This window comes from Trinickia caryophylli (assembly GCF_034424545.1).
Classification (GTDB): domain Bacteria; phylum Pseudomonadota; class Gammaproteobacteria; order Burkholderiales; family Burkholderiaceae; genus Trinickia; species Trinickia caryophylli.
Genome location: NZ_CP139970.1, coordinates 1,502,082 through 1,524,226, shown reverse-complemented (window position 1 = coordinate 1,524,226; position 22,145 = coordinate 1,502,082). Strand labels below are relative to the sequence as shown.

Below are 22,145 nucleotides of genomic sequence, written 5' to 3'. Positions count from 1 at the left end.
GAGCAGGATTTTTCTTGACGGAGGCAATATGGAATTCCAGATGTTGGAAACAGAAACCAACGGCACCATCATCAAGGTGGTGGGTGTTGGCGGTGCCGGCGGCAACGCCGTGCAGCACATGATCAACAAAGGGGTGCAAGGCGTCGATTTCGTCGTCATGAACACCGACGCACAGGCGCTCTCGCGCTCGCGCGCGTCGAACGTGATTCAGCTCGGCAACACGGGTCTGGGCGCCGGTGCCAAGCCCGAGATGGGGCGTGCCGCGGCCGAAGAGGCACGCGAGCGGATTTCCGATGCGCTGCGCGGCGCGCACATGGTCTTCATCACGGCCGGCATGGGCGGCGGTACGGGTACCGGTGCCGCTCCCGTGGTGGCGCAAATCGCGAAGGAGATGGGCATTCTGACCGTCGGCGTCGTGAGCAAGCCTTTCGAGTTCGAGGGCGGCAAGCGTATGCGTGTGGCGGAAGCTGGCTCGCAGCAACTGGAGGATCACGTCGACTCGCTGATCGTCGTTCTGAACGACAAGCTGTTCGAGGTGATGGGCGATGACGCCGAGATGGACAAGTGCTTCCAGTGCGCGGACGATGTGCTCAACAACGCGGTGGCCGGCATTGCCGAGATCATCAACGTGGACGGCCTCGTGAACGTCGACTTCGAAGACGTGAAGACCGTGATGGGCGAGCAGGGCAAGGCGATGATGGGCACGGCCACGGTGGCCGGCGTCGACCGCGCGCGGCTGGCAGCCGAGCAGGCCGTCGCGAGCCCGCTGCTCGAAGGTGTCGATCTCTCGGGCGCGCGCGGTGTGCTCGTGAACATCACGTCGAGCCGTTCGCTGCGGTTGTCCGAGACGCGCGAGGTGATGAACACGATCAAGAGCTATGCCGCGGAAGATGCGACGGTGATTTTCGGCGCCGTGTACGACGACGCGATGGGCGATGCGCTGCGCGTGACCGTTGTCGCAACGGGGCTTGGCCGTACCGCGGGCGCGGCGAAGAAGCAGCAATCGGCGCCGATGACGCTTTTGCGTACGGGCACCGACAATCAGCCGGTGAGCACGGCGCAAGCCTATGCAACGCCGCAATCGGCGGCCGATTACGGCGCGTTCGACAAGCCGGCGGTATGGCGCAACTCTCGCGAAACGGCGGCTTCGCACGTGCAGGCGCTGCAAGAAAAGGGCGTCGACACGTACGACATTCCGGCGTTCCTGCGCAAGCAGGCGGACTGAAGGCGTGCGACGCCACGAGCGTCGCGCGCCCGAGTGCGGGAAGGGCTTCTCATGTGGAACGGCAATGGCGCAAGGCGGCTGCGTTCGCTCGCGCGCCCGGCCGGCATAGGCGCGCGCGGCGCGCTGGCCAGACGGGTCGATCGGCTATCGGCACCCATGCGGGCAACCGCCGCGAGACGCGGCGGCGCTCAGCGACGCACGCGGGTGTGCGAGTCGATCTGCGACAAGCGGGCATGGCAGCGGGCAGGCCGGTGAGTTCGACGTTCGGCGCAATGCGCTGAACGTTCGCTTGCCGGGCGATACCGGCGCATCGCGGGCAAGGTGCGCGGGCCATCGCGAGCTCGTCGCGGCTCGAGCAGCCAAAGCAGGAGAAGGACGGCGCGTTGCGCGGCGGTGGGTCGCCGTGCGCTGTGCGAAAGACACCCGAGCAACGGCGTGGTCAAGGCGCCGGACCTCGGGCGGGCAAGCCGTCTTCAGCCGACGAAGGACCGCAGGCGGCCAGCCCCCGCCGCGGGGCCGGGCGACACGAGTGTGTTGCGCCGCGGCAACGCCCCCCGCGTCGCGTTTGTGACGGTCCGTAACGGTCGGCGACAGGCCGGCGTCTGGAAATGCCTCCATTCCAGGCGCCGGCCTTGCTCGTCTAATCCCGAGTAACGTCGGGAAACAGACTGCAACGCTGGCTGCAACGACAGCCGCAGCCGGATGAGTTATAATCCGACCTATGAATTTTGAAATGTCGATTGGCTAAACCAATCGGCCGACGACCATGTTGAAGCAACGCACCATCAAGTCGATCGTCAAGACCATCGGCATTGGCCTGCACTCGGGGCGCAAAGTCGAGTTGACGCTTCGCCCCGCCGCCGAGAACACCGGTATCGTGTTCTCGCGTATCGACCTGCCCACGCCTGTCGATATCCCGGCGTCAGCCATGTCGATTGGCGACACGCGCCTGGCTTCGGTCTTGCAAAAGGATGGCGCGCGGGTCTCGACGGTCGAGCATCTGATGTCGGCGTGCGCGGGTCTGGGCATCGACAATCTGTACGTCGACGTCACGGCCGAGGAAATCCCGATCATGGACGGCAGCGCGGCATCGTTCGTCTTCTTGATGCAGTCGGCGGGGATCCTGGAGCAAAACGCGGCGAAGAAGTTTATCCAGGTCACCAAGCCGGTCGAGGTGCGCGACGGCGACAAGGCCGCACGGCTCGATCCGTATTTCGGTTTCAAGCTCAAGTTCACGATCGATTTCCAGCATCCCGCCGTCGACAAGACTGGGCAGGCTCTGGAGGTCGATTTTGCGACGACGTCGTATGTGCGGGAAATCGCCCGTGCACGGACGTTCGGGTTCGCGCACGAAGTCGAAATGATGCGCGAGCTCGGCCTCGCGCGCGGCGGCAGCATGGACAACGCGATCGTGCTCGACGAGTATCGGATTCTCAACAACGACGGGCTTCGGTACGACGACGAGTTCGTCAAGCACAAGATGCTCGATGCGATTGGCGATCTGTACGTGGTGGGCCATCCGCTGCTCGCCTCGTACACGGCCTACAAGTCGGGTCATGGCTTGAACAACGCGTTGCTGCGCGAATTGCTCGCCCACGAGGATGCCTACGAGATCGTGACGTTCGACGATGCGCAGCGTGCGCCGCGCGGCTTCGGCTACGATGCGCAGACGGCATTCGCCTGAGCCTCCTCGCGCCCAAGGAACGCAGCCCGCGTAGCTGCAAAAAATAAGCGGCCTTCGGGCCGCTTATTTTTTTGTTCCCCTTTCACCGCTTGTGCCGCTCGCGCCGCTAGGCAGGTGGCGCGCAGCCATGCGCGCGAGCGCCGCCTGCAACGGCGATGGCGCCAGTGTCTCGCTCAGCGAGTGCAGTGCTTGCGCGCCGGCAGGCGTCATGCGGGCCTGCTTCTCGGCGGGCGCCTCGGCGGCCTCACGCGGGCGCACTTTCACGGCCAGCGCTCGAACGTTCCAGCCGCGCTGCTGAAGATCGGCGAGCAGGCGCGGCTCCAGGTGCCGCAGGCGCGCCGCCAGTGCGCTGTGCGCGGCGAAGAGCGTGAGCGTGCCGTCCTTGACGAACCCCGGTTCGACGCTCGCCGCGAGATAATCGGGCAACAGCGTGGACAAATCCCGCTCCAGCGCGGCAATCTGCTCGACGCCCGCGCGCAGGGCGGCAAACGCATCCGTGCGGCCCAATACCTCGGCGACAGCCTGAGGGCGACGGGCAGAGGGTTTCGAGAAAGGCGAGAAGCGGCTCATGGGTTCGGCGGACGGCTCCGGCGCGGCGTGCGCGGACTCATTTGTCATTGTATCGCGGCCCGGTTGCGCGGGAGCCCTCGACCTCGCCGCCGACACGGTACATTAAGGCTCGCGTGCTAAAATGCGCGATTCGAATTCACTCATGGAATAAGCCGCCGAGGCCCCCCGATTCGGCACGCCCGCGCAGCCGCGCGCGAGCCCGACGAAGCCGCGACGCACAACCGACCCGATGAGCAACGGTTTTCTCCAGAAGATCTTTGGCAGCCGCAACCAGCGTCTGATCAAGCAGTATCAAAAGACCGTCGCGGTGATCAATTCGCTCGAGCCGCAAATCGAGCAATTGACCGACGACCAGCTGCGGGCCAAAACAGAGGAGTTTCGCCAGCGCGTGGCGAGCGGCGAGTCGCTCGACAAGCTGTTGCCCGAGGCGTTCGCGGTCTGCCGCGAGGCGAGCCGCCGTGTGCTGAAGATGCGCCACTTCGACGTGCAGATGATCGGCGGCATGGTGCTGCATTACGGCAAGATCGCCGAAATGCGCACGGGCGAAGGCAAAACGCTCGTGGCGACGCTCGCGGCCTATCTGAATGCCCTTTCGGGGCGAGGCGTGCACGTCGTGACCGTCAACGACTACCTCGCCCAGCGCGATGCCGAGTGGATGGGCAAGCTGTACAACTTCCTCGGGCTTTCCGTTGGCGTGAACCTGTCGCAGATGGACCACGAGTCGAAGCAGGCAGCCTACGCGTCCGATATCACCTACGGCACCAACAACGAATTCGGCTTCGATTACCTGCGCGACAACATGGTCTACGAGACCGACGCGCGTGTTCAGCGCTCGCTGAATTTCGCCGTCGTCGACGAAGTCGACTCGATCCTGATCGACGAAGCCCGCACCCCGCTCATCATCTCGGGCCAGGCCGAGGACCATACCGATTTGTACGTTCGCATGAACGCGTTGCCGCCGCTGCTCGAGCGGCAGATCGGCGAAGAGCGCGCTGACGGCACGGGCGTCGAAAAGCCGGGCGACTACACGCTCGACGAAAAAGCGCGGCAGGTGTTCCTGACCGAGTCGGGCCACGAGAAGGCCGAGCGCATGCTCGCCGAGTGGGGGCTCATCGGCGAGGGCGAGAGCCTCTACGCGCCGCAGAACATCACGCTGATGCACCACGTCTATGCCGCACTGCGCGCGCATACGCTGTTTTACCGCGATCAGCACTACGTGGTGCAAAACGGCGAGGTCATCATCGTCGACGAATTCACGGGGCGCCTCATGCCGGGCCGCCGCTGGTCCGATGGCCTGCATCAGGCGGTCGAGGCCAAGGAGCACGTCAAGATCCAAAGCGAAAACCAGACGCTCGCTTCGATCACGTTCCAGAACTACTTCCGGATGTACGCGAAGCTCTCCGGCATGACGGGGACGGCCGATACCGAAGCGTACGAGTTCAACGAAATCTACGGGCTCGAGACGGTTGTCATCCCGACGAACCGGCCGCCGAAGCGGATCGACCGGCAGGATCAGATCTACAAGACCGCGCGCGAGCGCTACGATGCCGTCATTCGCGACATCCGCGAGTGCTACGAGCGCGGGCAGCCCGTTCTGGTCGGCACCACGTCGATCGAAAACTCCGAACTGCTCGCCAACCTGCTGACGAAGGCGGGGCTGCCGCACGAGGTGCTCAACGCGAAGCAGCACGAGCGCGAAGCGGCGATCGTCGCCGAAGCGGGCCGTCCGAAGCGCATCACGATCGCGACGAACATGGCGGGCCGCGGTACCGACATCGTGCTCGGCGGCAATGCGGAAAAGCAGGCCGCGCTGATCGAGGTCGACGAATCGGTGCCGGCGGAGGAGAAGGCCCGGCGCATCCAGGCACTGCACGACGAGTGGCAGACACTGCACGATCAGGTGAAGGCGGCCGGCGGCCTGCACATCATCGGAACCGAGCGTCACGAATCGCGCCGTATCGACAACCAGCTTCGCGGCCGGGCAGGCCGGCAGGGCGACCCGGGCTCCTCGCGGTTTTACCTCTCTCTCGAAGATCCGCTCCTGCGCATCTTCGCGGGCGACCGCGTGCGTGCGATCATGGAACGCCTGCGCATGCCCGAGGGCGAGGCCATCGAGGCCGGCATCGTCACGCGCTCGATCGAATCCGCGCAGCGCAAGGTCGAGGCGCGCAACTTCGATATCCGCAAGCAGCTGCTCGAGTACGACGACGTCGCCAACGATCAGCGCAAGGTCATTTACCAGCAGCGCAACGAACTGCTCGAGGCGCACGACATCACCGAGACCATCACGGCGATGCGGCATGCCGTCATTACGGACGTCGTGCACCAGTTCGTGCCCGCCGGCAGCATCGAGGAGCAGTGGCAGGCGCCCGAACTCGAGGAGGCGCTGCGCGGCGACTGGCAGCTCGATCTCGCCATTCAGGAGATGATCAACGAGTCGCAGTCGCTCGATGCCGACGATATTCTCGATGCGGTACTGGGCGCGGCCGACGAATCCTACGAAGCGAAGGTGGCGCTCGTCGGGCGCGAGGCGTTCAGTTCGTTCGAACGCTCGGTCATGTTGCAGACGCTCGATCGCTGCTGGCGCGAGCACCTTGCCGCGCTGGATCACCTGCGCCAGGGCATCCACCTGCGCGGCTATGCGCAAAAGAACCCGAAGCAGGAATACAAGCGCGAGGCATTCGAGCTTTTCGAGGCGCTGCTGAATGTGATCAAGACCGACGTGACGCGAGCCGTGATGAACGTGCGGATCCAGTCGCCGGAACAACTCGAGGAGGCCGCCGAGCAGTATGAAGAGCAAGGCGGCCATCTCGAGAACGTCGAATTCCGTCACGCCGAGTTCGCCGAAGCCGCAGCCGATGCAGCCGCCGCCGAAATGGTCGATCAGGCGATGAGCCACGGCGCGCATACACCCGTCGCAACTGGGCAGGCTGCTGGCGGCGTGCCGAAGGTCGGCCGCAACGATCCCTGCCCGTGCGGCAGCGGTAAGAAGTACAAGCAATGCCACGGCAGGCTTGCTTGACAGAGAACGCGGCGCGCTTGATGCGCGCCGTTTTGTTTGGCTCGCGACACTCGTGCCGGACATGACGTATCCTTTGCCGCGGTACGCGCTGCCGGCGGACACCGTGCGAGCGCCGTGACCTTCGGGGCGGCGCGCTCATGAGCGGGCAGGCCCGCCGCCAAGCTCAATCTTTCACGTTTTACGAAAGGTCTTCAGACGATGGCTGTCAATTTTCCCGCGATCGACCCCGCGCAACTGCATCCCGTCGCCGGCGTGACGCTCGGCTGGGCCGAAGCCAACATTCGCAAGCCGAACCGCAAGGACGTCCTCGTGATGTCGATCGAGGCGGGCGCGAGCGTGGCCGGTGTGTTCACGTCCAACCGTTTTTGCGCCGCACCCGTCACGATCTGTCGTGAGCACCTCGCACTCGGCAAGGGTGTCCGCGCACTCGTCGTCAATACCGGCAACGCCAACGCCGGAACAGGCGAGCCCGGCCTTTTGCATGCCCGCCAGACTTGTGCCGAATTGGCGCGGCTTGCCGGCGTCGCGCCGGAGCAGGTGCTGCCGTTTTCGACGGGCGTCATCCTCGAGCCCCTGCCGGTCGAGCGTCTCGTCGCCGGGCTGCCGGCGGCACTTGCCAACCTCGGCGCAGCGCACTGGTACGAGGCGGCGCAGGCGATCATGACGACCGATACGCTCCCGAAGGCCGCTTCGAGGCAGATCGTCATCGACGGCCACGCCATCACGCTCACGGGCATCAGCAAAGGGGCGGGCATGATCAAGCCGAACATGGCAACGATGCTCGGCTTTCTCGCGTTCGACGCCGCCGTGGCGCAGCCGGTGCTCGACACGCTCGTGAAGGAGGTGGCCGATCGTTCGTTCAACTGCATCACGATCGACGGCGATACCTCGACGAACGATTCGTTCATCCTCGTGGCGACCGGCAAGGCGGGGCTCGCGCCCATCGTGTCCACCGATACGCCGGCTTATCGCGCACTTCGCGACGCCGTGACGGAAGTCGCGCAGACCCTCGCGCAACTGATCGTGCGCGACGGCGAGGGGGCGACGAAGTTCATGACCGTGCGCGTCGAGGGCGGCACCAGCGTGTCCGAATGCCGTCAGATCGCCTATGCGATCGGCCATTCCCCGCTCGTGAAGACGGCGTTCTACGCGTCGGATCCGAACCTCGGGCGCATTCTGGCCGCAATCGGCTATGCCGGCGTGACCGACCTCGACGTGGCCAAGATCGACCTCTACCTCGACGACGTTCACGTCGCGAAGGCGGGCGGCCGTCATCCCGATTATCGGGAGGAGGACGGCCAGCGCGTCATGAAGCAAAGCGAGATCGCCATTCGCGTCGTGCTGGGCCGCGGCGACGCAGAGGCGACGATCTGGACCTGCGATCTGTCGCACGACTACGTGAGCATCAACGCCGATTACCGCTCGTAACGCCGTCCGGCCGTGCCCCGCTCGCGACCGGGGGGCGCCAGACCGGACCGGCTTCATTCATTGCGTCATGGACAAGCTCGAACAATTCCTTACCCGCGCCGAAACACTGCTTGGCCGACTCGAGGCGATGCTGCCGCCCGCGGCGCCCGAGGTGGACTGGTCCGCCTCGGTGGCGTTTCGCTGGCGCAGGCGCCAGGGGCGCGGCTACCTCCAGCCGGTCACGGCCGTTTCATCGATCTCGCTCGCCGATCTCCAGAACATCGATCGACAAAAGGCGCTGATCGAACAGAACACGCGTCAATTCGTGAACGCGCAGCCGGCGAACAACGTGTTGCTGACGGGTGCACGCGGAACCGGCAAGTCGTCGCTGATCAAGGCGTGCCTGAATGCCTACGCGTCCCAGGGGTTGCGCCTGATCGAAGTCGACAAGGACGATTTGCACGACCTCGGCGACATTACCGATCTCATCGCGGGCCGGCCGGAGCGCTTCATCGTTTTTTGCGACGACCTGTCGTTCGAGGACGGTGAGTCAGGCTACAAAGCGCTCAAGGTCGCGCTCGACGGGTCGATCTCGGCGCAGTCCGACAATGTGCTCATCTATGCCACGTCGAACCGCCGCCATCTGCTGCCCGAGTATATGAGCGACAACGAGACCTACAAGCACACCGCGGACGGGGAGATCCACCCGGGTGAGGTCGTCGAAGAGAAAATTTCGTTGTCCGAACGGTTCGGCCTCTGGGTCAGTTTTTACCCCTTCAAGCAGGACGATTACCTGACGATCGTCGGGCACTGGCTGCGGCACTTCGGCTGCGACGACGCCGAAATCGCCGCAGCGCGCGGCGACGCACTCGTCTGGGCGCTGGAACGAGGATCGCGATCGGGGCGGGTGGCTTGGCAGTTCGCTCGCGACTGGTCGGGCAAGAAGGCGCAGCGATGACGAACAGAGACGCATTGCCCGCCGCGCCTGCCGGTGCCAAGCCGGCAAGACCCGTGACCGAAGTTGCCGTCGGCGTGCTGGTTCAGCCGGACGGCCGGTACTTGCTGGCTCAACGGCCCCCAGGCAAGCCGTACGAAGGATACTGGGAGTTCCCGGGCGGTAAGCTCGAGCCGGGAGAATCGGTCGAGGCCGCGCTCGCGCGCGAGCTGCACGAGGAGCTCGGGATCGACGTGCTCGCCTGCCATCTCTGGCATACGCTCGAGCATGACTATCCGCATGCCTACGTGCGGCTTTACTTTTGCAAGGTGACGCTCTGGAACGGCGAGCCGCATGGCCGTGAAGGCCAGGCGTTCAGCTGGCAGCGCTTGCCGGTGGAGGTCTCGCCGCTGCTGCCTGCCGCGATTCCAGTGCTCGAACTCCTGGCTGCCGACTGACGGATCGTGCGCGTCGGCGTCAGCGCCGCCGTGGCCACGCGCCAGACGTCAATTCGAGCGGCCGCTCTCCGGTGGTTCGTCATCCGGCGGAGTTTCGTCACTCCCGCCGATCTTGTACTTCTCGTTGGCCCACGCACCGAGGTCGATCTGCTTGCAGCGTTCGGAGCAAAACGGGCGAAAGCGGTTTTCCGGCGTCCAGCGGACGTCCTTGCCGCAGGTTGGACATTTGACGACGGTAATCATGAGTCGAGCGAGCAATGGTGGTCAATGCATGGCTGCCCGGAGACAGCCAGCGCGACGAAACGACGGGCAAAGCGGATAGCCGGCGGATGGACAAGCGACGCTAAAGACTGCAGAGCGTCAGTTGAAACGGTACGTCCACGTCGACGGGGCGCGGGCGCATGTCGCCATCTTGCACCGTGAAGCGCACCCACAGCATGTACTTGTTGGCGCTGGCTTCGGGGATGACCCGCAGCTCCGATGATACGCGTACCTGCATCAACTGATAGGTGCGCCCCGAGAGCATCTGCTGGTAGCTGCCTTGCATCGCCATGACCTTGGAGGCCTGTCCCGATTCGCGGGCAAGCCGCAGCACGATCGCAGCTGCGTCGCGCAGCGGCAGCAGCGGCGTGATCCATTTGGCGATATCCTGCCGGCGCTGGTCGGGATGGATCTGTTGCCAGGCGTAATACGAGGGCAGATCGAATTTGCAGGTGCCGCCGGGGATGATGGCGCGGCTGCGAATACTCGAAAGCCACTCGTTGTCGACGAGATGCTGGCCTGTCTTGCCTTGCATCTGCGATAGCCCGTTGAGCGTCTGCTCGATCTCGCCGAGCACCACCTCCAGCGCATTCTGTTCGATACCCGGGTTGCCGCGAAAGGGCGCGAGCGTTTGCCGCTGGCGCTCGAGTTCCTTCATGAGGTCGGACTTCAGATCCGCCCGGCCCGTGACTTCGGCAATTTCGAACAAGGTCGTGAGGGCGACGTGGTGTTCCCTCGCGTCGTCCTGATTCAGGAAGAACGTGAAGCGCTCGAACAGGTCTTCGAGACGCAGCAGCGTGCGAATTCGCTCGTTGAACGGATACTCGTAAAGAATCAAGCGCGCTCGCCTCTGGCGTCGTGGGTGAATGGACTGCGACTGCAGGACATTCTAATGCTGCAAATGCCCCCTCGCAATCACGGAATTGAGCACTATTTACGGCTTTTTTGTCACGTCCGGGAATCTTTGCCCATGCTATGGCCCATGACGGCCCATGCTGTTGTGCGTCGGTTGGCTCTTGGCGACTCGTGCCTTACGAACGGCCAGCCTCTGTGTCGTGCGTTGCAGCCAGGCGCAGATACAGCGCGTGCAATTCGCGGACGCGGCTGTCGAGGCTTTCCGCCGGCGAGCGGTCGTTGTCCACGACGTCGTCGGCTGCGGCGAGGCGGGCCTCGCGTGTGGCCTGGCGGGCGACGATGGCCAGCACCTGCTCGCGCGAGAACCCGTTGCGTTGCATGACCCGCGCGATCTGAGTCTCGACGGCGCAGTCGACCACGAGTACGCGGTCCACGCGCGTGCGCCAACTGCCCGACTCCACGAGCAGCGGCACGACGACGATGACGTAGGGGCTGCGCGCCTCGCGTGTCTCGCGGTCCGCTTCGGCCCGGATGATCGGGTGCGTGATCGCTTCGAGGCGAGCACGCGCGGCATCGTCGGTGAAGACGCGTGCACGCATGGCTGCGCGGTCGAGCGAGCCGTCCGGCGCGACATATCGGGCGCCGAATTCGCGCACGATGAGCGGCATGGCGGCGCCTTGCGGGGCTGTGATGCGGTGGGCGATGACGTCGGTATCGACGATGGCGATACCGTACGCGGCGAACCGATCGGCGACAAAGCTCTTACCGCTGCCGATGCCGCCCGTCAGGCCGACGACGAACATGACTCAGCCTCCGAACAGATTGAAGAGCGGTGTGCCCGCGAACAGCGTGACTGCCCCACCCAGCGCAAGGAAAGGGCCGAACGGCAACGGCTCTTCGAACCGCATCTTGCCGGACCACATTGCAAGCAGCCCTACCAGCGCCCCGGAGACCGCAGAGACGAGAACGATCTGCGGCAAGGCTCCCCAGCCGAGCCATGCGCCGAGCGCGGCGAGCAGCTTGAAGTCGCCATAGCCCATCCCCTCGATGCCCCGCACGAACCGGAACAGCCAGTACACGCTCCAGAGGAATACGTAGCCCGCGATCGCGCCCGCGACGGCCGCGCGCAGGCTCGCGAAGGTGTCGCCGAAGTTGACGATAAGCCCGGCCCACAGCAGCGGGAGAGTCAGCGAGTCGGGCAGCAGGCGTGTATCGATATCGATGGCGCTCATCGCGAGTAGCGCGGCGCAAAGGCCGAATGCGGCGAGCGCGGTGCCTGTCGGGCCGAACGTGGCCAATGCGAGGGCCGCCAGCGCGCCGCCGGCGAGTTCGACGAGCGGATAGCGTACGCAGATGCGGGCATGGCAGGCCGAGCACCGGCCCCGTAGCCAAAGGTAGCTGAGCACGGGGATGTTTTCCCGGATTCGCAGCACGTGTCCGCAGTGTGGGCACGCGCTGCGCGGAACGCTGAGGTTGTAGCGCTCAGGCAGTTCATCGTCCGCGGGCGGCTCGCCGGTGACCTCGCTGATCTCGGCACGCCATGCCCGATCGAGCATGATCGGCAGCCGGTGGATGACTACATTGAGAAAGCTGCCGATCGCCAAACCCAATGCGAGCGCAAAGAGATACTGCCAGGCGGCGGGCAAGCCCGAGAAGGCGGAACCGAAGGTGGTCGCGCCGCGCGAGAGCGGATCGCTGAGAACGAGGGCGTACACGGAAAAGGGCGTTGGTGGACGGAGTGCGATGGCCTGGATGCTACACCACGTTGCCGAGTTCGATGACCGGCAGGTAAAGCGCGACGACGAGCGCGCCGACAAGCGCGCCCAACACGATCACGACGAGCGGCTCTGCCAGGCTCGCCAGCATGGCGACGGCCTCGTTCAACTCTTGCTCGGCGAGCGCAGCCACGTCGAGCAGGGTCGAATCGAGCGTGCCTGCCTCTTCGGCGAGCGCGATCGGGGCGACGAAGGCGGCGGGAAAGCGGCACGTGGCGCGCATCGCGGCAGCGAGCCGCTCGCCCTGACCAAGGCGTGACCCGATGTTGGCACTGGCCGCATCGAAAACGGCGTTGCCTGTAACGTCGCGCAGCGAGGCAAGCGCGTCGGCGAGCGGTACGCCGGCACTGAGCAGCGTGCCGAGGGCGCGGCTCCATCGCACAGCCGCGAGCACCGAAAGGAGCCCGCCGATGACCGGAGTGGCGAGCAGCATGCGAGCCAGCGCATGGCGAGCCGCGCAATGGCCGCGAACGGCGCGGGCCGCCACCAGATATGAGGCACCGAGCGATGCCGCGACCGGCGCACCGAGATCGGTCACAAGTCCGGAAACCGCGAGGACGGCGCGCGTGGGCCCAGGCAGCACGCCGCCGAAGCTCTCGAACACTTGCCGGAAAGTCGGCACCACCCAGACGAGCAGGGCGCTCGTGATCGCCAACGCGAAAAGCAGGACGGCGGCGGGGTAGATCAGCGCGGCGCGCAGCTTTGCCCGTAATGCGGCGGCGGCTTCGCGTTCGTGCGCGACGCGGGCAAGCACGCCCGCCAGTGCCCCGGACGCTTCGCCTACGGCCACCATGTGCCGGTATGGTGCGTCGAACTGGGCCGGAAAGCGTGTGAGGGCTTCGGCGAAGCGCTCGCCGGCGGCGAGCGCGCGCGCCAATGCATCCGCGATCTGCGGCACGGCAGACTTGGATGGTATTTGCGCGATCGCTTCGAGCGCCTGCGCGAGCGGCAGGCCTGCGCGCAGCAGGCCGGCCAACTGACGAGTGAATGCGGTAATTTGTCTGGCCTTCGTTCGCGGCGCTTTTACCGGGCCGCCGTCGCGCATCGCGAGCACGACGACGCCCTCGCGCTTGAGTCTTGCGCGGGCCGTCGCCGCGTTGTGGGCGACGAGCCGGCCGCGGCGGCGCCGGCCATCGAGTTCGACGCCGCGCCAGATGAAGCGCCGTTGCCCGGCACACACGCAGTCCGTCCCGCGCGATGGGTAGACGAAGTGTGTCGGGTTCATGTCGGCTCCGTTGCGCCGAGCGCTTCTTCGAGCGTCGTCGACCCGTCGCGCACGCGCGCCAGCGCCGCTTGGCGCAGCGTTTGCATGCCTTCCGCTCGGGCCTGCCGTCCGATGGCTTCGGTGTTCGCGCGCTTGGCGATCAACTCGCGCATTCTTGCGGACACGGGCATCACCTGGTGCAGACCGATACGCCCGCGGTAGCCGATTTCATGACAGGCCGCGCAGCCCGCCGCGACGAACGGCATCCAGCCGTCGAGTTCATGGTCGGCGAAGCCGGCCGCGCGCAGGGGCGTGCTGCAATAGGCGCCGCGCGCGCGGCAATGCGGACAAAGGCGCCTCACGAGCCTCTGGGCGGTGACGAGGCGCAGCGCCGCGGCGAGGTTGTAGGGCGCCACGCCGATGTCGATCAAACGTGCGATCGCGCCGGGGGCGTCGTTCGTGTGCAGCGTCGAAAGCACGAGGTGTCCGGTCTGGGCCGCCTTGAGCGCCACGTCGGCTGTCTCGCCGTCGCGGATTTCGCCGACCATGATGACGTCGGGGTCCTGACGCAGCAGCGCCCGGAGCGCCACAGCGAAGGTGAGGCCGGCTTTCTCGCGGACGTTGACCTGATTGATGCCGGGCAACTGGATTTCCGCCGGGTCCTCGACGGTGCACAAGTTGCGTGAATGGGCGTTCAGCGCCTGCAGGAAGCTGTAGAGCGAGAGCGTCTTGCCGCTGCCGGTAGGCCCCGTGACGATGACGAGGCCGTGCGGCGCGGCGATCGCTGCCTCGACGAGCAGACGTTGAGGTGGATCGAAGCCGAGTCCCGCGAGCGAGAGGTCGGCGGGCATGGCATCGAGCCGCCGCAAGACGAGCTTTTCACCATGCAGCGTGGGCAGCGAGCTCACGCGATAGTCTTCCACGCTGCCCGGTCCGACGGCGAGGCGCAGCCGCCCGTCCTGTGGCACCCGGCGCTCCGCGATGTCGAGCCGGGCCAGGACTTTCACGCGGGTCACGAAGCCGTCCCGAAGGTGGGCCGGCGGATGCGCGGTTTCGTGAAGCACGCCGTCGATGCGCAACCGGATGCGCCAGTTGCCTTCGCCAGGCTCGACGTGAATATCGGACGCGCGCAGGGCGGATGCGCGCGCGAGCGTATCGGCAAGCAGGCGCACGGCCGGGACGTCGTCCGGATCTGCCGGAGGCAACGTGGCGATCGGAGAGGAAAGAGAGCGGGACATCGAAGCCGGCACTGCGCCGTCCTGGAAACGCGATGTTCCAATGGTCGCGCGCCCGGCCGGTGCCGCATAGTCGGCCGATTGGCCAGCGCAAGTCTGCGATTGCCGCGAGTGGCCCTAATCGCGAAGCGATTTTGCGACTGTCTTGGCCTTCGGCCTGAAGACCTTGACGGTGCGGATCGTTTGATCGTCGCTTTGCAACACCTCGAGTTGGACATCGCCAATGCGCACGCACACGTCGCCTTCGGGAATCTCCTCGAGCGTTTCGAGGATGAGGCCATTGAGCGTCTTGGGACCATCGGTCGGCAAGCTCAACTGCAGCCAGCGATTGAGTTCGCGCAACGGCATACTGCCGGCGACGATGCAGTCGCCTTCCTCATTCCATCCGCGCCGCGAGGCGGCGCTGCGCGGAATCGACGTGGTGAACTCCCCGATGAGCTCCTCGAGAATGTCCTCGGGCGTGACGAGCCCCTGTACTTCACCGTATTCGTTCACGACCAGGGCCGTGCGATGGCGCGTTTCCTGGAAGAACTGCAACTGTTGGAAGACGGGGGTGCCGGACGGTACGAAATAGGGCTCCGCCAGGAGCTCGCGCAATGTTTCGCGCTCGAGTTCCTGGTTGTGCAGAGCCGCCAGCGTCTTGCGCACGTGAAGCACGCCGAGCACCTGGTCGATATCGCCTTGATAGACGATCAACTTGTTGTGATAGCAGGTTTCGAGCTGGTGCAGGATGTCGTCGAACGGCGCATCGAAGTCCAGCGATTCGATGCGCCGCCGCGGGATCATCACGTCGTCCACCGAAATGTTTTCGAGATCGAACAGATTGAGCAGGATGCTGCGGTGCTTGGTCGGCATGAAGCTGCCGGACTCGAGGACGATCGTGCGCAGCTCCTCGGTGGACAGGCGCTGCTCCCGGCTGCCTTTGGTGTTGATGTGCAGCACGAGCAGGATCGTGTTCGAGAAGAGATTCACGAACCAGATCACCGGCTTGAGCACGCGCATGAGCGGAGCGAGGACGAGACTTGCGGGCAGCGCGATCTTTTCGGGATAGGTGGCGCCGACGATCTTGGGCGTGATCTCGGCGAAGACGATGATGAGAAAGGCAACGATGCCGGTGGCGATCGACAGCACGAGATTGTTGCTGCCGAACGTGCGCAGTGCGATGGACGTCGTGAGGACGGGGATGATCGTGTTGAGCAGGTTGTTGCCGATGAGGACGACGCCCAGCAATTCATCGGTGCGTGCGAGCAGGCCCTGCGTGGATTTGGCGCCGAACGCGCCTTTGCTGACGAGATATTTAAGGCGATGGCGATTGAGCGCCATCATGGCCGTTTCCGATATCGAGAAGAAACCGGAGACGAAGAGAAGCAGGAAGACGGCGCCGATTTGCGCCCATAAAGGAATTTGTTCCACGCGTTGTGCAGTCAGGCGGAAAGAGGGATGGAGAGAATATAGCAGAGGGTCCGGCATGCCCAGTCGGCGGCATGGCCTAGCAGACGGAGGAGGCGTGGGCCGCGCGCGCATGATCGCCCAGTGGCGCATCCGTGCCCAAAAACAAAAAACCGCCCAGGATGTGGACGGTTTCTGCCTTGGAATACAAGGAAATTCTGGTCGGGGTGAGAGGATTCGAACCTCCGGCCTCTACGTCCCGAACGTAGCGCTCTACCAGGCTAAGCTACACCCCGATTTGGACTGCGGCGGTCAGAAAGTCTGTTTCAAGACTGTCTAGCCGTCGAGTAAAAACATAATTCTAGCAGGCTTTCTTTGTAAATGGAATCCGGGAACGAAGAAATTGCTGCTGCGGCTGCGCGAGCCTCGCGCTTCGCGCACTCGAGCGTGTGGTCGAGCGCGCCCGACGTCGTGATCGCCTCGAAGATCGTGTTGAAGCGATCCGTGCCGCCTTGCTCGATCGCCTGGCGCGCGAGCGCGGACTGCTCCTGCGTGCCGCGCTCGATCAGATAGATGAGCGGCAGCGTCGGCTTGCCTTCGCGCAGATCGTCGCCTGCGTTCTTGCCCATCGATTCGGCCGTGCCCGTATAGTCGAGCCAGTCGTCCATGATCTGAAACGCGGTACCGATGCGCCGCCCGAATTCGGCCGCCGCGGCCTCCGTCTGCTCGTCGGCGCCCGAGAGCACGGCACCGAGCTGTGCCGCCGCCTCGAAAAGCTTCGCCGTCTTGTAGCGGATCACCTGCATGTAGCGGCCCTCGTCCACGTCGGCGTCGTGCATGTTCAGCAGTTGAAGCACTTCCCCTTCGGAGATGATGTTGGTCGCCTCGGCCAGGATCTCCATGACGCGCATCCGGCCGACGCCGACCATCATCTGGAACGAGCGCGAATAGAGAAAATCGCCCACGAGCACACTCGCCGCGTTGCCGAAGAGCGCGTTGGCCGTCTTGCGTCCGCGCCGCAGGTCCGATTCGTCGACGACGTCGTCGTGCAGCAGCGTAGCCGTGTGAATGAATTCGACGACGGCCGCCAGTTCGTGCCGATAGCCGGTGGTATCGCCGAGCGCGCGCGCGACGAGCAGCAGCAGCGCCGGGCGCAGCCGCTTGCCGCCCGCGCCGATGATGTACTCGGAGATCTGGTTGATCAGCATCACCTCCGAGGCCAAACGTTGCCGGATGACGCGATTGACCTGCTCCATGTCTTCGGCGATCGGGGCAAGCAGGCTGGCGGCGCTGGGGGAAGAGGTGGCGGTGGACGACATGATGAGAAAAATGGGTAGTGCCGCGGATTATAAAGGGTTATCGGCCGCTCCGAGGGCTGCCGCGAGCGCGGACCGGTACCACCGGGACGCGGCAGCCCGTGCGGCGCGGCCTGCGGCGCGCCGGAACCGGGCATGGGAAGGGTTTTGACGGAGGAGCTAACTCTATGTATAATCACGCGTTTTCACGCGCGGTGCGTGGAAAGGCCACGAAAGATGTGGCGAACACAGAGTGAGGTTCTCAATGTACGCGGTCATAAAAACCGGTGGCAAGCAGTATAAGGTTGCCGTCGGCGAAAAATTGAAAGTAGAACAGATACCGGCAGACATTGACGCTGAAATCACGCTCGACCAGGTTCTCGCAGTGGGCGAAGGCGAATCGATTAAGTTCGGTACGCCGCTGGTCAGTGGGGCTTCCGTCAAGGCTACCGTCGTCTCCCACGGTCGGCACCGTAAAGTGACCATCTTCAAGATGCGTCGCCGGAAGCACTACCAGAAGCACGCTGGCCACCGCCAGAACTACACCGAACTGCGCATCGACGCTATCACCGCGTAAGTAGGCGCAACGGTCAAGGAGCAATCAGATGGCACACAAAAAAGCAGGCGGCTCTTCTCGCAACGGCCGCGACTCCGAGTCGAAACGTCTCGGCGTGAAGGTGTACGGCGGCCAGGCAATCAACGCGGGCGGCATCATCGTACGTCAGCGCGGCACGCGCATGCACGCCGGCGACAACGTCGGCATGGGCAAGGACCACACGCTCTTCGCGCTGGTCGACGGCCACGTCAAGTTCACGACGAAAGGCGTAGACAAGAAGCATACTGTCAACGTCGTCCCGGCCGCGGCCTGAGTCGATCAGACACGGGTGCGATAAACCGAGAAAGGCCCCGCGAAGTCAGCGGGGCCTTTTTGCTTATGGGTGTCGGCGGCGCAAGGGCGCGCGGCCCCTGGCCGTTCGGCCGCTTGGTCATCGCGGGCCCGCGCGGCACAATAACGGAAACACGGGACGGAGCAATAAATGAAGTTCATTGACGAAGCGCGGATCGAGGTGATCGCCGGCGACGGCGGCGACGGAAGCGCGTCGATGCGCCGTGAGAAATTCGTCCCGTTCGGCGGCCCCGACGGCGGGGACGGCGGCCGCGGCGGCAGCGTCTATGCCGTTGCCGATCGGAACATCAACACGCTCATCGACTACCGCTATGCCAAGAAGCACCAGGCGCGCAACGGCGAAAACGGCCGCGGCTCCGATTGCTATGGCAAAGGCGGCGACGACATCGTGCTGCGCATGCCCGTTGGTACGGTCATCGCCGATCTCGACACCGGCGAACTCATCGCCGATCTGACCGAGCACGAGCAGACGGTGCTCGTTGCGAAAGGCGGGGCGGGCGGCCTTGGGAACCTGCATTTCAAGTCGAGCACGAACCGCGCGCCGCGGCAAAAAACCGATGGCAAGCCGGGCGAACGGCGCAACCTGCGCCTCGAGTTGAAGGTGCTCGCCGATGTCGGGCTGCTTGGCATGCCGAACGCGGGCAAGTCGACGTTCATCTCGTCGGTGTCGAATGCGAAGCCGAAGATCGCCGACTACCCCTTCACCACGCTTGCGCCGAATCTCGGTGTCGTGCGCGTCGGCCCGAGCAAGAGCTTCGTCATCGCCGATATCCCCGGGCTCATCGAGGGGGCAGCGGAGGGCGCGGGCCTTGGGCACCAGTTCCTGCGGCACTTGCAGCGCACGGGCTTGCTCCTGCATCTCGTCGATCTTGCGCCTTTCGACGAAAGCGTCGATCCGGTCGCCGAGGCGAAGGCCATCGTGAACGAACTGCGCAAGTACGACGAGGCGCTCTTCAACAAACCGCGCTGGCTCGTGCTCAACAAACTCGACATGGTGCCGGAAGGCGAGCGCGAGGCGCGTGTGGCCGATTTTCTCGAGCGCTTTGCGTGGAAGGGGCCCGTTTTCGAAATCTCGGCGCTGACGGGATTGGGCTGCGAAGGCCTGTGTTATGCCATCTACGACTATCTGGCTGCGCATTCGGACGCGCATCGCGCCGAGCAAGCCGAGGATCTTGCGGCAGACGTGCGTTTTCGCGATGCCCAGGAGCCGGGGCGGCCCACCGGCCCTACCGGGTCGCAGCCCTGACGGGCAATGCCTTTTGTCCGTTCGCCGGAAGCCGTCGAACGGGTCTGCCGCCTGTGTCACCGTGACGCAGTGCATGCCTCACCGAATGGAGACTTTCGTACGATGCGCTCTGTCATCGCCGATTCGAAACGCCTGGTAGTGAAAGTGGGGTCGAGTCTCGTCACGAACGATGGGCGCGGGCTCGATGAGGCCGCGATCGGTCGTTGGGCGGCGCAGATCGCCGAATTGCGCGCGCGAGGCAAGGAGGTCGTGCTCGTGAGCTCGGGGGCGATCGCGGAGGGCATGCAGCGGCTCGGCTGGACCAGGCGGCCGCGCGAGATCGATGAGCTGCAAGCTGCCGCGGCCGTTGGCCAGATGGGGCTCGCGCAAGTCTATGAAAGCCGTTTCGGCGAGCATGGTATCCGCACCGCGCAGATCCTTCTGACGCACGCCGACCTCGCTGACCGCGAGCGCTACCTCAATGCGCGCTCGACGCTGCTCACGCTGCTGCGGCTCGGTGTCGTGCCGATCATCAACGAGAACGACACCGTAGTCACCGACGAAATCAAATTCGGCGACAACGATACGCTCGGTGCGCTCGTCGCCAACCTGATCGAGGGCGATGCGCTCGTCATCCTGACCGATCAGACAGGCCTCTTCACCGCTGATCCGCGCAAGAATCCGAGCGCGGAACTCGTGCGCGAAGCCGATGCCGGGGCCCCCGAACTCGAAGCCATGGCAGGTGGCGCCGGCTCGAGCATCGGCAGGGGCGGCATGCTGACGAAAATACTTGCGGCCAAGCGTGCTGCCGGGAGCGGAGCGAACACCGTCATTGCCAGCGGCCGCGAGCCCGAGGTTCTGATCCGGCTGGCCGGCGGCGAGTTCATCGGCACTCAGCTCGTGGCGAGAACGGCCCGCGTGGCGGCGCGCAAGCAGTGGATGGCGGACCATCTGCAGGTTCGCGGTCACGTCGTCATCGACGATGGCGCGGTCGAAAAACTGACCGCGGGCGGCAAGAGCCTGCTGCCGATCGGGGTGGTGGACGTGCATGGCGCATTCGCACGTGGCGAAGTCATTGCATGTCTGAATGCGGCTGGCCGAGAGGTCGCGCGCGGCATTACGAACTACAGCAGCGCGGAGACGAAGCTGATTCACCGCCGGGCGAGTTCGGAAATCGAGGCAATTCTCGGCTACATGCTCGAGCCCGAACTCATTCACCGCGACAACCTGGTAGTCGTTTGACCGAGGCGCGCCGGTTTGCCGGCGCGCCCGGCCCGTCAGTGAATCAGCGAGGCGGCCGTGCGGCCGTAGCGGATGTTGTTGACGATCACCTTGGCCGACGGAGCGGCCGGCATCTTGTTGGCGCAGAAGTAGTCCTGATAAAGCGCGGCCTGGTAGGCATTCAGCGCTCCGTTTTCGATCCGGTGCCACCGGGTGGCGGCCGTCGTATCCCAGCCGTCGTGGTCCGCGTTGAGGGCGGCATATTGCCGCCACTCGTACGTGTCGCACCGGATCCCTTCGTAGTTGACGTTGCGGGCGCCCGAAGGACTCGTGGCCACCACGGTGTAGCGCACCACGCCGTCCGAGCCGATGTCGATCGACTTTGCGTCGACGGCGAACTTCAGCGGCGTGTTCTGCGAAACGTCGAACGACAGCAGGTCGGCCTGATTCGGCAATGGCGGCAGCGCCTCGACCTTGTTTTCGGTCCATTTGCCCTGGCGGTCGAGCAGGTAAGTGAACGTGCTGTTGTCCTGGTTCGAGGTCTTGGGCGTGGTCGGGCTATGGGAGCAGCCAGCCAGGACTGCGCCGCCTGTCAGACAGGCAAGCGCGAGAGCGATGACTTTCAATATGGGTTCCTCGAAAAACGGGCGCAATATTCGCAGAACCGAATAATAGCGCCCGTTCGGGGCTACCGCGCGGACTTGACCCGACTTGATCCCGATTTGTGCGCTATTCGGGCAGGATCAGCACGGTACCGGAAGCGGAGCCGTTGCACGGTGCGTCGGCAGGCGTGGCGCTCGTTTCGATGAGCACGACGCTGGCGACGCCGGCCACGGGCATCGCGGCCGGCGTTTTGGCCTGCCCCGCCGCGCGCGGATACCGCGGGCCACCGTTGCCGCGCGGCTTGTCATTGCGCGGCGCGGGCCGCCGCAAAAAGCGCGACAGCTCGGTCAGAGCCAACTGATAGACATCCCGCTTGAACTCGATAACGGCATCGAGCGGCACCCAGTACTCGTTCCAGCGCCACGCATCGAACTCCGGATGGTCGGTTGCGCGCAAGCAGATGTCGCAATCGCGACCGACCATGCGCAGCAAGAACCAAATCTGCTTCTGGCCGCGATAGTGCCCACGTACTTCGCGCTTGATGAACTTGTCCGGCACCTCATAACGCAACCAGTCGCGCGTGCGACCGATGATCTTGACGTGCTCCGGACGCAAGCCGGTTTCCTCGTGTAACTCCCGATACATTGCTTGCAGGGGGGTCTCACCATACTTGATGCCCCCTTGCGGAAACTGCCAGGAATGTTCACGTAGACGCTTGCCCCAAAACACCTCGTTGTGCGCGTTCAAGAGGATGATGCCGACGTTCGGGCGAAAGCCTTCGCGATCCAGCATACAACCACCTTCGAATCCTTTAAAATTGCTTTGATTATAAACAGATAACGAGTCTTCCGCATGGGCATGCACCACGGCGGTTC

At 64.7% G+C, this 22,145-nt stretch carries 21 protein-coding genes and 1 tRNA gene; 10 read left to right on the top strand and 12 right to left on the bottom strand.

All coding sequences use genetic code 11. The annotated features are described in order from the left end of the window. The first annotated feature begins 28 nt into the window (after window positions 1-28). Both ftsZ and lpxC read left to right on the top strand, forming a co-directional pair. Window positions 29-1,225 (top strand): cell division protein FtsZ, encoded by a 1,197-nt coding sequence (ftsZ, locus tag U0034_RS06925; protein WP_085223100.1) that lies wholly within the window; start codon window positions 29-31, stop codon window positions 1,223-1,225. 766 nt (window positions 1,226-1,991) lie between these two features. Next, a complete protein-coding gene (gene lpxC / locus U0034_RS06920; RefSeq protein WP_085223102.1) occupies window positions 1,992-2,909 on the top strand; it encodes a UDP-3-O-acyl-N-acetylglucosamine deacetylase in 918 nt (305 codons plus the stop codon). A 63-nt stretch (window positions 2,910-2,972) separates the two neighbouring features. Here the strand turns inward: lpxC and U0034_RS06915 are convergent, their stop codons facing one another. After that, a complete protein-coding gene (locus U0034_RS06915) occupies window positions 2,973-3,479 on the bottom strand; it encodes a DUF721 domain-containing protein (protein WP_085224334.1) in 507 nt (168 codons plus the stop codon). Window positions 3,480-3,708: 229 nt separating this feature from the next. Here U0034_RS06915 and secA point away from each other — a divergent pair, with 229 nt between their 5' ends. The 4 genes from secA to U0034_RS06895 all read left to right on the top strand — a co-directional run bounded on the left by secA (window position 3,709) and on the right by U0034_RS06895 (window position 9,300). After that, a complete protein-coding gene (secA, locus tag U0034_RS06910; RefSeq protein ID WP_085223104.1) occupies window positions 3,709-6,501 on the top strand; it encodes a preprotein translocase subunit SecA in 2,793 nt (930 codons plus the stop codon). A gap of 198 nt (window positions 6,502-6,699) precedes the next feature. Next, a complete protein-coding gene (gene argJ, locus U0034_RS06905) occupies window positions 6,700-7,929 on the top strand; it encodes a bifunctional glutamate N-acetyltransferase/amino-acid acetyltransferase ArgJ (protein WP_085223106.1) in 1,230 nt (409 codons plus the stop codon). 67 nt (window positions 7,930-7,996) lie between these two features. After that, window positions 7,997-8,866: an ATP-binding protein gene (locus U0034_RS06900; protein ID WP_085223108.1), complete on the top strand. Its 870-nt coding sequence runs from the start codon at window positions 7,997-7,999 to the stop codon at window positions 8,864-8,866. Next, a complete protein-coding gene (locus U0034_RS06895) occupies window positions 8,863-9,300 on the top strand; it encodes an NUDIX domain-containing protein (protein ID WP_085223110.1) in 438 nt (145 codons plus the stop codon). Before U0034_RS06900 ends, U0034_RS06895 begins: the two co-directional genes overlap by 4 nt. Window positions 9,301-9,348: 48 nt before the next feature. Here U0034_RS06895 and yacG read toward each other — a convergent pair whose 3' ends face one another. The 9 genes from yacG to U0034_RS06850 form a co-directional block, all read right to left on the bottom strand. Further along, a complete protein-coding gene (yacG, locus tag U0034_RS06890; protein ID WP_085223112.1) occupies window positions 9,349-9,543 on the bottom strand; it encodes a DNA gyrase inhibitor YacG in 195 nt (64 codons plus the stop codon). Window positions 9,544-9,643: 100 nt separating this feature from the next. After that, window positions 9,644-10,399 (bottom strand): cell division protein ZapD, encoded by a 756-nt coding sequence (zapD, locus tag U0034_RS06885; RefSeq protein WP_085223114.1) that lies wholly within the window; start codon window positions 10,397-10,399, stop codon window positions 9,644-9,646. A gap of 193 nt (window positions 10,400-10,592) precedes the next feature. Next, window positions 10,593-11,219: a dephospho-CoA kinase gene (gene coaE / locus U0034_RS06880; protein ID WP_085223116.1), complete on the bottom strand. Its 627-nt coding sequence runs from the start codon at window positions 11,217-11,219 to the stop codon at window positions 10,593-10,595. A 3-nt stretch (window positions 11,220-11,222) separates the two neighbouring features. Beyond that, window positions 11,223-12,131, bottom strand: a complete 909-nt coding sequence (locus tag U0034_RS06875) for a prepilin peptidase (protein ID WP_269149713.1) — start codon at window positions 12,129-12,131, stop codon at window positions 11,223-11,225. A 40-nt stretch (window positions 12,132-12,171) separates the two neighbouring features. Then, the gene (locus U0034_RS06870) at window positions 12,172-13,416 is read right to left on the bottom strand and encodes a type II secretion system F family protein (RefSeq protein WP_085223118.1); all 1,245 of its coding nucleotides are present in this window, start codon (window positions 13,414-13,416) and stop codon (window positions 12,172-12,174) included. Further along, window positions 13,413-14,633: a GspE/PulE family protein gene (locus U0034_RS06865; protein ID WP_085223120.1), complete on the bottom strand. Its 1,221-nt coding sequence runs from the start codon at window positions 14,631-14,633 to the stop codon at window positions 13,413-13,415. Before U0034_RS06865 ends, U0034_RS06870 begins: the two co-directional genes overlap by 4 nt. 114 nt (window positions 14,634-14,747) lie before the next feature. Then, on the bottom strand, window positions 14,748-16,043 hold the full coding sequence (locus U0034_RS06860; RefSeq protein ID WP_176072574.1) for an HlyC/CorC family transporter: 1,296 nt from the start codon (window positions 16,041-16,043) through the stop codon (window positions 14,748-14,750). Window positions 16,044-16,238: 195 nt separating this feature from the next. Then, window positions 16,239-16,315, bottom strand: a tRNA-Pro gene (locus U0034_RS06855). Window positions 16,316-16,345: 30 nt separating this feature from the next. After that, window positions 16,346-17,338, bottom strand: a complete 993-nt coding sequence (locus U0034_RS06850; protein WP_085223125.1) for a polyprenyl synthetase family protein — start codon at window positions 17,336-17,338, stop codon at window positions 16,346-16,348. 241 nt (window positions 17,339-17,579) lie between these two features. Here U0034_RS06850 and rplU point away from each other — a divergent pair, with 241 nt between their 5' ends. The 4 genes from rplU (at window position 17,580) to proB (ending at window position 20,688) form a co-directional block, all read left to right on the top strand. After that, a complete protein-coding gene (gene rplU, locus U0034_RS06845) occupies window positions 17,580-17,891 on the top strand; it encodes a 50S ribosomal protein L21 (RefSeq protein WP_085223127.1) in 312 nt (103 codons plus the stop codon). Between the two features lie 28 nt (window positions 17,892-17,919). Next, the gene (gene rpmA / locus U0034_RS06840) at window positions 17,920-18,183 is read left to right on the top strand and encodes a 50S ribosomal protein L27 (RefSeq protein ID WP_085223129.1); all 264 of its coding nucleotides are present in this window, start codon (window positions 17,920-17,922) and stop codon (window positions 18,181-18,183) included. A 168-nt stretch (window positions 18,184-18,351) separates the two neighbouring features. Continuing rightward, window positions 18,352-19,467 (top strand): Obg family GTPase CgtA, encoded by a 1,116-nt coding sequence (gene cgtA, locus U0034_RS06835; protein ID WP_085223131.1) that lies wholly within the window; start codon window positions 18,352-18,354, stop codon window positions 19,465-19,467. A gap of 102 nt (window positions 19,468-19,569) precedes the next feature. Continuing rightward, a complete protein-coding gene (gene proB, locus U0034_RS06830; RefSeq protein WP_085223134.1) occupies window positions 19,570-20,688 on the top strand; it encodes a glutamate 5-kinase in 1,119 nt (372 codons plus the stop codon). 35 nt (window positions 20,689-20,723) lie between these two features. Here proB and U0034_RS06825 read toward each other — a convergent pair whose 3' ends face one another. Together U0034_RS06825 and U0034_RS06820 are read right to left on the bottom strand one after the other, a co-directional pair. Then, entirely contained in the window at window positions 20,724-21,293 is a 570-nt protein-coding gene (locus tag U0034_RS06825; RefSeq protein ID WP_085224341.1) for a CNP1-like family protein, read from the bottom strand. A gap of 103 nt (window positions 21,294-21,396) precedes the next feature. Next, the gene (locus U0034_RS06820) at window positions 21,397-22,062 is read right to left on the bottom strand and encodes an RNA pyrophosphohydrolase (protein WP_085223136.1); all 666 of its coding nucleotides are present in this window, start codon (window positions 22,060-22,062) and stop codon (window positions 21,397-21,399) included. Window positions 22,063-22,145 lie beyond the last annotated feature (83 nt).

What these genes read in the sequence shown, in the direction of transcription:
- ftsZ (WP_085223100.1), top strand. Translation starts at nt 29, where the DNA reads ATGGAATTCCAGATGTTGGAAACAGAAACCAACGGCACCATCATCAAG.
- lpxC (WP_085223102.1), top strand. Translation starts at nt 1,992, where the DNA reads ATGTTGAAGCAACGCACCATCAAGTCGATCGTCAAGACCATCGGCATT.
- U0034_RS06915 (WP_085224334.1), bottom strand. Translation starts at nt 3,479, where the DNA reads ATGAGCCGCTTCTCGCCTTTCTCGAAACCCTCTGCCCGTCGCCCTCAG.
- secA (WP_085223104.1), top strand. Translation starts at nt 3,709, where the DNA reads ATGAGCAACGGTTTTCTCCAGAAGATCTTTGGCAGCCGCAACCAGCGT.
- argJ (WP_085223106.1), top strand. Translation starts at nt 6,700, where the DNA reads ATGGCTGTCAATTTTCCCGCGATCGACCCCGCGCAACTGCATCCCGTC.
- U0034_RS06900 (WP_085223108.1), top strand. Translation starts at nt 7,997, where the DNA reads ATGGACAAGCTCGAACAATTCCTTACCCGCGCCGAAACACTGCTTGGC.
- U0034_RS06895 (WP_085223110.1), top strand. Translation starts at nt 8,863, where the DNA reads ATGACGAACAGAGACGCATTGCCCGCCGCGCCTGCCGGTGCCAAGCCG.
- yacG (WP_085223112.1), bottom strand. Translation starts at nt 9,543, where the DNA reads ATGATTACCGTCGTCAAATGTCCAACCTGCGGCAAGGACGTCCGCTGG.
- coaE (WP_085223116.1), bottom strand. Translation starts at nt 11,219, where the DNA reads ATGTTCGTCGTCGGCCTGACGGGCGGCATCGGCAGCGGTAAGAGCTTT.
- U0034_RS06870 (WP_085223118.1), bottom strand. Translation starts at nt 13,416, where the DNA reads ATGAACCCGACACACTTCGTCTACCCATCGCGCGGGACGGACTGCGTG.
- U0034_RS06865 (WP_085223120.1), bottom strand. Translation starts at nt 14,633, where the DNA reads ATGTCCCGCTCTCTTTCCTCTCCGATCGCCACGTTGCCTCCGGCAGAT.
- U0034_RS06850 (WP_085223125.1), bottom strand. Translation starts at nt 17,338, where the DNA reads ATGTCGTCCACCGCCACCTCTTCCCCCAGCGCCGCCAGCCTGCTTGCC.
- rplU (WP_085223127.1), top strand. Translation starts at nt 17,580, where the DNA reads ATGTACGCGGTCATAAAAACCGGTGGCAAGCAGTATAAGGTTGCCGTC.
- rpmA (WP_085223129.1), top strand. Translation starts at nt 17,920, where the DNA reads ATGGCACACAAAAAAGCAGGCGGCTCTTCTCGCAACGGCCGCGACTCC.
- cgtA (WP_085223131.1), top strand. Translation starts at nt 18,352, where the DNA reads ATGAAGTTCATTGACGAAGCGCGGATCGAGGTGATCGCCGGCGACGGC.
- proB (WP_085223134.1), top strand. Translation starts at nt 19,570, where the DNA reads ATGCGCTCTGTCATCGCCGATTCGAAACGCCTGGTAGTGAAAGTGGGG.
- U0034_RS06820 (WP_085223136.1), bottom strand. Translation starts at nt 22,062, where the DNA reads ATGCTGGATCGCGAAGGCTTTCGCCCGAACGTCGGCATCATCCTCTTG.